We start from the raw sequence: 6397 nt of genomic DNA on the forward strand, positions 1-6397 counted from the left end.
TCGGCGGGCGGACTGCTTGACCGGGCGGTGGGCCGTCGCCAATTCTGGTCGAACCGCGCGGGCCCCTGCCCGTCCGAGGCCGCCCCACCGGCGGCCGGTTGCGAAAGGTGACGTTATGGCGACGGTGAAAGTAACCGACGCGAGCTTCGAGCAGGACGTTCTCAAGTCCGCCGAGCCCGTCGTGGTGGATTTCTGGGCGGAGTGGTGCGGCCCCTGCCGCCAGATCGGCCCGGCGCTCGAGGAGATCGCCACCGATCTCCAGGGCAAGGTGAAGATCGCCAAGGTCAACGTCGACGAGAACCCGCAGATCGCCGCCCAGTACGGCATCCGCTCGATCCCGACGCTGCTGCTGTTCAAGAACGGCGAGCGGGTCGATCAGAAGGTCGGCGCCGCCCCCAAGGGCGACCTCTCCCGCTGGATCGGCGCACAGGTCGCCTGAGCCGCTGCCCCCTTCGACGCGACGACAAAAAGAAAGCCCGGCCGCAAGGCCGGGCTTTCTCGGTTTCGGGACCCAATCCCTTGGTCCCAGGCTTGGCGCCCGGGACCGATCGTCCGGTCTTAGTACGAGCCGAACTTGTAGTTCAGGCCGGCGCGGACGACGGCGAAGTCGTTCGTGTTGCGGCTGGTGTTGCCGGTCACGGCGTAGACCGGCAGCACGGTGCCGGTGTTCAGGGCAGCACCGACCAGCGGCAGGCCGGTGCGGTTGCGGTCCAGGCTCACGTACAGACCTTCGACCTTGAACGTCACAGCCGACGACCGGAAGAAGTTCAGGAACGAGTCGGTGGGGAGCGCGAACTCGGCGCCGCCGCCGACGGTGTAGCCGGTCTTGAAGTCGTCGCGACGGCCAGCGAAGTTCTGGAAGGCGACGCCCTGGGTGCCCTGGTCGCCGGTGGCGTAAGCGAAACCGCCGGTGGCGTACACGAGGGTCTTGTCGAAGGCGTAGCCGAGACGGCCGCGCACGGTGCCGAAGAAGTCCAGCGTGTTCAGGGTGCCGTTGACCGGGATGAAGCCCGGGTTGATGGCGGCGGCGTTCGTGGCGTAGCGCGGACGGCCACCGAAATCGAGGTACTGCGCGTCGGCCTCGAAGCCGATCACGACGCCCGAGCCCGGGGTGAACTGGTAGTTGTAGCCGATCTGGCCACCGCCGGAGAAGCCTTCGCGGTTGTTCTTGTTGTAGATCAGCGACGAGCCGAGCGGCGCGAGGGCGCGGTAGGGCACGAGGCCGTTGGCGCCGAGAACGGCCGGGCTACCGGCGGTCTGGACGAAGCCGCGGTTGCTGTCGGTGTCGCTGGCATCGAAAGCGTAGCCGGCGTTGATACCGAAGTAGAAGCCGGTCCAGGTGAACACCGGAACGGGGGTGAACACCGGCGGCGGCGCGGCGCGACGCGGCAGGTCGGCAGCGGAGGCCGCCGCGGTGAGCGCGGTGAACGCCGCGAGAGAGGTGAGAAGCGTCTTCATGTCTGTGATCCCCATCACAAGCCCGATCGAACCCGAAGCTAGGGGATCAAACCTATGCAGGATGTAGCTTCGCGGCCACAGCCGGGGGAAAGCGTGGCCGTGGGAACGATTTCGCGGCGTCGAATGCGGCGAATCGACGGCGATTACCGGGCGCTAACCAAACCTTCGCGAAAAAGCCAGTGCCCAAGACTGAGGCATGACGCGCCTCACACAGGCGGCGTGTCGTTGGCCGCCAGGACCAGCCCGGCCAGGTAGAGCGAGCCGCAGATCAGGATTCGCGGGGGCTGCTCGAAGGCGATGTCCTTCACCTGGGCCAGCGCCGCCTCGATGCTCGGCGCCGTCCGGGTCGACAGGCCGACATCCTCGCCGATTCGCGCCACCTCTTCGGCCGGCCGCGCCGCCATCGAGGTGGTGATCGGGACCGCGATGAGCGCCCGGGCCAGACCGACGAAGTTGCGCAGGAACCCGTCGGCATCCTTGGTGCTGAGGAGACCGACGATCAGGACCAGCGGCACGTCGCTGCGCTCGCCGAGATCGGCCATGGCGGCGGCGAGGATCCGGCCGCCGTCGATGTTATGGCCGCCGTCGAGCCACAGCTCGGCGCCGGGATCGAGCTGCGCGGCCAGCCGCCCGCGGCCGAGCCGCTGCAGCCGCCCGGGCCAGTCGACCTCGGTGAGGCCGCGCTCCAGGGCGGCGTTGCCGATATCGCCGAACCCGGCCGCCCGCAGAGCCGTGATCGCCGTGCCGGCATTGACCAGTTGATGGCGTCCGGCCAGGCGCGGCCGCGGCAGATCGAACAGGTCGGTCTCGTCTTGGTAGACGAGGCGGCCGCGCTCCTCGTGGACGGAGAAATCCTGGTTTCCGATCAGGATCGGGCCCGCCCCCACGGCCTCGGCGTGCCGGCAGAGGACGGCGTCGGCCTCGGCATAGTCCTGGGCGGCGATCACCGCCGGGCAACCGCGCTTGAAGATCCCGGCCTTCTCGGCGGCCACCGATTCGACCGTGTCGCCGAGATACTCGGCATGGTCGCGGCCGATCGGGGTCACGACCGCGCAGGCCGGCTGGGCGATGACGTTGGTGGCATCGAGCCGCCCGCCCAGCCCGACCTCGAGGAGCAGCACGTCGGCCGGGCTCGCCGAGAACAGCAGCAGAGCCGCCGCCGTGGTGATCTCGAACATGGTGATCGGCTCGCCGGCATTGGCGGCCTCGCAGCGCGAGAACGCGTCGGCCAGCCGGTCCTCGTCCACGAACTGGCCGCCGCCGATCCCGCCGAGCCGGATCCGCTCGTGGAACCGGACGAGATGGGGCGAGGTGTAGACATGCGCGGCCAGGCCCCCGGCCTCCAGGATCGCCCGCATGAACGCGATGGTCGAGCCCTTGCCGTTGGTCCCGGCGACGTGGATCACCGGCGGCAGGCGCCGCTCCGGATGGTTCAGCCGGGACAGCAACCGCTCGATCCGCCCCAGCGACAGGTCGATGGTGCGCGGATGGAGCGCGAGGAATCGCGCCATGAGGGCGTCGGAGGATGCCATCGCGGCCGGCTAGGCCGCTGCCTGGGCGGGGACCGGCGCATCGCTCGTAGCGGCGTTGGTCAGCAGGCCGCAGAGGCGCGTGATCGTCTCCTTCAGGGCGTGACGGTGGACCACCTGATCGACCATGCCGTGCTCGCGCAGGTATTCCGCCCGCTGGAATCCGTCCGGCAGCTTCTCGCGGATGGTCTGCTCGATCACCCGGGGGCCGGCGAAGCAGATCAGCGCGCCCGGCTCGGCCAGGTGCACGTCGCCGAGCATCGCGTAAGAGGCGGTGACGCCGCCGGTGGTCGGGTTGGTCAGCACCACGATGTAGGGCAGACGCGCGGCGTTGAGCCGGCGCACCGCCACGGTGGTCCGGGGCATCTGCATCAGGGACAGGATGCCCTCCTGCATGCGTGCCCCGCCGGAGGCCGAGAACAGCACGTAGGGGGTGCGCTTCTCCAGGGCGGTCTCGGCGCCGCGCACGAAGGCCTCGCCGGCCGCCATGCCGAGGGAGCCGGCCATGAAGCCGAATTCCTGCGCCGCCAGGGTCATGGGCAGGCCGCCGACCCGGCCGAAGCCGATCTTGAACGCGTCCTGCAACCCGGTCTTGGCGCGGGCCTCCTTGAGGCGGTCGACGTAGCGCTTCTCGTCGCGGAACTTCAGCGGGTCGGTGGCGACCTCGGGCAGCGCCACGTCGATCCAGGTGCCCTCGTCGAACATCATCTTGAGGCGCGCGGTGGCGCTCATCTTCAGGTGATGCTCGGAGCCCGGAATCACCCAGTGATTGGCCTCCACCTCCTTGTGGAACACCATCTGGCCGGTATCCGGGCACTTGACCCAGAGGTTCTCGGGCGTCTCGCGCTTGAACAGGGTCTTGATCCGGGGGCGCACCACCTCCGAGATCCAGTTCATCGGTTCGACCATCGACTTGCGTCCGTTCGCTTCAAGCTCGCGCTGATATCAGGTGGTGTGGCCCCTTCCGCCAGGGCGCGCGGTTCAGGCGGCCCGCTCGACCCCGCCCGCGCGGACGCCGGCGGCCAGCTCCCGGACCAGCTCCGCCACGGCCGGGACCGTACCGGCCTGCGGCCGCCCCTCGGAATCCAGCGAGCGGACCAGGGTGTCCACCAACGCCGAGCCGACCACGACCCCGTCGGCGCCCTTGGCGATCGCCGTCGCGTGGGCGCCGGTCTTCACCCCGAAGCCGACCACCACGGGCAGGTCGGTGTGGCGGCGGATGCGGGCGACCGCCTCCGAGACCTTGCCGAAATCCGGTGTCGCCGTGCCGGTGATGCCGGTGATCGACACGTAGTAGACGAAGCCCGCGGTGTTCGCGAGCACGGCCGGCAGGCGGCGCTCGTCGGTGGTCGGCGTGGCGAGCCGGATGAAGGCCAGCCCCTTCGCAAGCGCCGGCAGGCAGAGCTCCGAATCCTCCTCCGGCGGCAGGTCGACCACGATCAGCCCATCGACCCCGGCCGCGACCGCGTCGTCGAGGAACCGATCGACCCCGTAGGTGTGGATCGGGTTGAAATAGCCCATCAGCACGATCGGCGTGCCGTCGTTCTCGGCGCGGAAGCGGCGCACGAGGTCCAGCGTGCCGGCCACGCCCTGGCCGGCCTTAAGGGCGCGCAGGCCCGCGGCCTGGATCGCCGGGCCGTCGGCCATCGGGTCGGTGAAGGGCAGGCCGAATTCCAGGATGTCGGCGCCGGCGCCGGGGAGCGCCTTCAGGATCTCCAGGGAGGTCTCCGGGTCGGGATCGCCCGCCATCACGTAGGTGACCAGGACGGCCCGGTTCTTCGCGCGGGCGCGGGCGAAAGTGGCGTCGATGCGGCTCGGCATGGATCTGATACGGGTTTTCGCGGCGTCGGGACCGGATCCGGCCCAGGATTATCTCCGCGCTACACCATCGGCGTCGGCCCGTGAAGCGCTCGCCCCTGCGGCCACGGGGACGGCCGCCCCGCCTTGTCCTGCCGATCGCGGACTCCATCTCCCGGCGTCCACACCCCCAGGATGATGAGGAGCGCGACATGGCGAAGGCCGACAAGCACCACATGGGCCCGGGCGGTCACGGCAAGGGCTCGGGCAGCGGCGGCATGACCGATCTGCCGGACGGCGTGCTCGGCGAGAACGAGGTCCTGAGCAACCGGGACAAGTCCAGGCACAGCGACGAGCGCGGGCTCGACGGCAAGGCGGTCCAGACCGAGCAGTACCAGGACCACGCGGCCAACCGGCAGGCGCCCGGCTTCGAGACGAAGGAGTCCTGAGGCCGGTCAACGGGGACCGGCGGGCAGCGGCCGTGCACGCGGTGCGGTTGCCCGCCCGCCCCGGCCCGCGTAGCCCTCGGGCATGACGACCCAAGACCTCCCGACGCGCCGCTTCGCCGCCTTCCTGTTCGACATGGATGGGACGATCATCAGCTCGATCGCCTCGGCGGAGCGGGCCTGGACCCGTTGGGCACAGAGCCACGGCCTCGACGTGGCGCGTTTCCTGCCGACGATCCACGGGGTCCGGTCCGTGGACACGATCCGCCGGCTCGGCCTGCCCGGTGTCGATCCGGAGGCCGAGGCCGCCGCAATCACCCGGGCTGAGATCGAGGATGTCGGCGACATCGCCGAGATCCCGGGCGCCCGCGCGTTCCTGCAAGCTCTGCCGCCCGAGCGCTGGGCGATCGTCACCTCGGCGCCCCGGGAGCTCGCCCTGCGCCGCCTGGACGCCGCCGGCATGCCGGTGCCGGCCCTGCTCGTCGCCGCCGAGGACATCGATCAGGGCAAGCCCGCGCCGGATTGTTTCCTGCTGGCCGCCGAGCGCCTGGGCGTCGCGGCCGCGGATTGCCTGGTGTTCGAGGATGCCCCGGCCGGCATCCAAGCCGGCGCGGCGGCGGGCGCCACCGTCGTTGTGGTCACGGCGACCCACCACGCGCCGATCGAGACGGCGCACGCGACGATTCCCGATTATCGGGCGCTGACGGTCGATGCCGGGCCGGATGGTCTCCGTATCGCTCCCGCCAACTGAGCGCGCTCGATGCATTCAATCAGGAGAATCGTATCGGGACATACGATCCGCCAAAATCCCAGGCCTTGCATCGCCGCATAAGCCTTCACCCCGTCATCAACTCAGTTGGCGGCGGCTTGAACGTATGCGTCGCGCAGGCGTGCGTTTGCGATGACGATGAGGCGTCGCATGAGGGCTGTGATGGCGACGATGGGCTTCTTTCCGGCGTCGCGCAGGCGCCGGTAGGCGTCCCGGAGGATGGGGTTGTGGCGGCTGGCCGCCATCGCGGCCATGAACAGGGTGCGCTTGACCTCGGGCCTGCCGCCGCGGGTTCGGCGATAGGCGTCGGTGGCGCCGCTCTGGTTGGGGTGGGGGGCGACGCCGGCCAGGGCGGCGGTCTGACGGCGGTCGATGCGGCCGAGTTCGGGCATGAGACC

The 6397-nt window shown here is 70.1% G+C and carries 8 protein-coding genes; 3 read left to right on the top strand and 5 right to left on the bottom strand.

What is annotated here, in order from left to right; translation table 11 throughout:
• The first annotated feature begins 115 nt into the window (after nucleotides 1-115).
• A complete protein-coding gene (gene trxA / locus BMZ47_RS08040; protein WP_007561219.1) occupies nucleotides 116-439 on the top strand; it encodes a thioredoxin in 324 nt (107 codons plus the stop codon).
• A gap of 119 nt (nucleotides 440-558) precedes the next feature.
• On the opposite strand, the gene BMZ47_RS08045 is transcribed toward trxA, so the two are convergent.
• From BMZ47_RS08045 to trpA, 4 genes are all read right to left on the bottom strand, one after another.
• Nucleotides 559-1458: an outer membrane protein gene (locus BMZ47_RS08045; protein ID WP_091860485.1), complete on the bottom strand. Its 900-nt coding sequence runs from the start codon at nucleotides 1456-1458 to the stop codon at nucleotides 559-561.
• A 206-nt stretch (nucleotides 1459-1664) separates the two neighbouring features.
• On the bottom strand, nucleotides 1665-2990 hold the full coding sequence (locus tag BMZ47_RS08050; RefSeq protein WP_007561216.1) for a bifunctional folylpolyglutamate synthase/dihydrofolate synthase: 1326 nt from the start codon (nucleotides 2988-2990) through the stop codon (nucleotides 1665-1667).
• Between the two features lie 9 nt (nucleotides 2991-2999).
• Nucleotides 3000-3896 (bottom strand): acetyl-CoA carboxylase, carboxyltransferase subunit beta, encoded by an 897-nt coding sequence (gene accD, locus BMZ47_RS08055; protein WP_007561214.1) that lies wholly within the window; start codon nucleotides 3894-3896, stop codon nucleotides 3000-3002.
• 72 nt (nucleotides 3897-3968) lie between these two features.
• Entirely contained in the window at nucleotides 3969-4808 is an 840-nt protein-coding gene (gene trpA, locus BMZ47_RS08060) for a tryptophan synthase subunit alpha (RefSeq protein ID WP_091860489.1), read from the bottom strand.
• 188 nt (nucleotides 4809-4996) lie between these two features.
• Here trpA and BMZ47_RS08065 point away from each other — a divergent pair, with 188 nt between their 5' ends.
• Nucleotides 4997-5233 carry a hypothetical protein gene (locus BMZ47_RS08065; protein ID WP_091860494.1) on the top strand — a complete coding sequence of 79 codons (237 nt, stop codon included), beginning with the start codon at nucleotides 4997-4999 and terminating at the stop codon, nucleotides 5231-5233.
• A gap of 82 nt (nucleotides 5234-5315) precedes the next feature.
• On the top strand, nucleotides 5316-5981 hold the full coding sequence (locus tag BMZ47_RS08070; protein WP_091860497.1) for an HAD-IA family hydrolase: 666 nt from the start codon (nucleotides 5316-5318) through the stop codon (nucleotides 5979-5981).
• 101 nt (nucleotides 5982-6082) lie between these two features.
• Here BMZ47_RS08070 and BMZ47_RS08075 read toward each other — a convergent pair.
• A partial coding sequence (locus BMZ47_RS08075; RefSeq protein ID WP_139220956.1) for a transposase occupies nucleotides 6083-6397 on the bottom strand: 315 nt, incomplete at its 5' end.

Origin of the sequence: Methylobacterium brachiatum (assembly GCF_900113845.1) — a bacterium.
In the GTDB taxonomy this organism is placed as follows: Bacteria; Pseudomonadota; Alphaproteobacteria; order Rhizobiales; family Beijerinckiaceae; genus Methylobacterium; species Methylobacterium brachiatum.

Coding starts and splice junctions, on each gene's coding strand:
- trxA (WP_007561219.1), top strand. CDS start 116: ATGGCGACGGTGAAAGTAACCGACGCGAGCTTCGAGCAGGACGTTCTC.
- BMZ47_RS08045 (WP_091860485.1), bottom strand. CDS start 1,458: ATGAAGACGCTTCTCACCTCTCTCGCGGCGTTCACCGCGCTCACCGCG.
- BMZ47_RS08050 (WP_007561216.1), bottom strand. CDS start 2,990: ATGGCATCCTCCGACGCCCTCATGGCGCGATTCCTCGCGCTCCATCCG.
- accD (WP_007561214.1), bottom strand. CDS start 3,896: ATGGTCGAACCGATGAACTGGATCTCGGAGGTGGTGCGCCCCCGGATC.
- trpA (WP_091860489.1), bottom strand. CDS start 4,808: ATGCCGAGCCGCATCGACGCCACTTTCGCCCGCGCCCGCGCGAAGAAC.
- BMZ47_RS08065 (WP_091860494.1), top strand. CDS start 4,997: ATGGCGAAGGCCGACAAGCACCACATGGGCCCGGGCGGTCACGGCAAG.
- BMZ47_RS08070 (WP_091860497.1), top strand. CDS start 5,316: ATGACGACCCAAGACCTCCCGACGCGCCGCTTCGCCGCCTTCCTGTTC.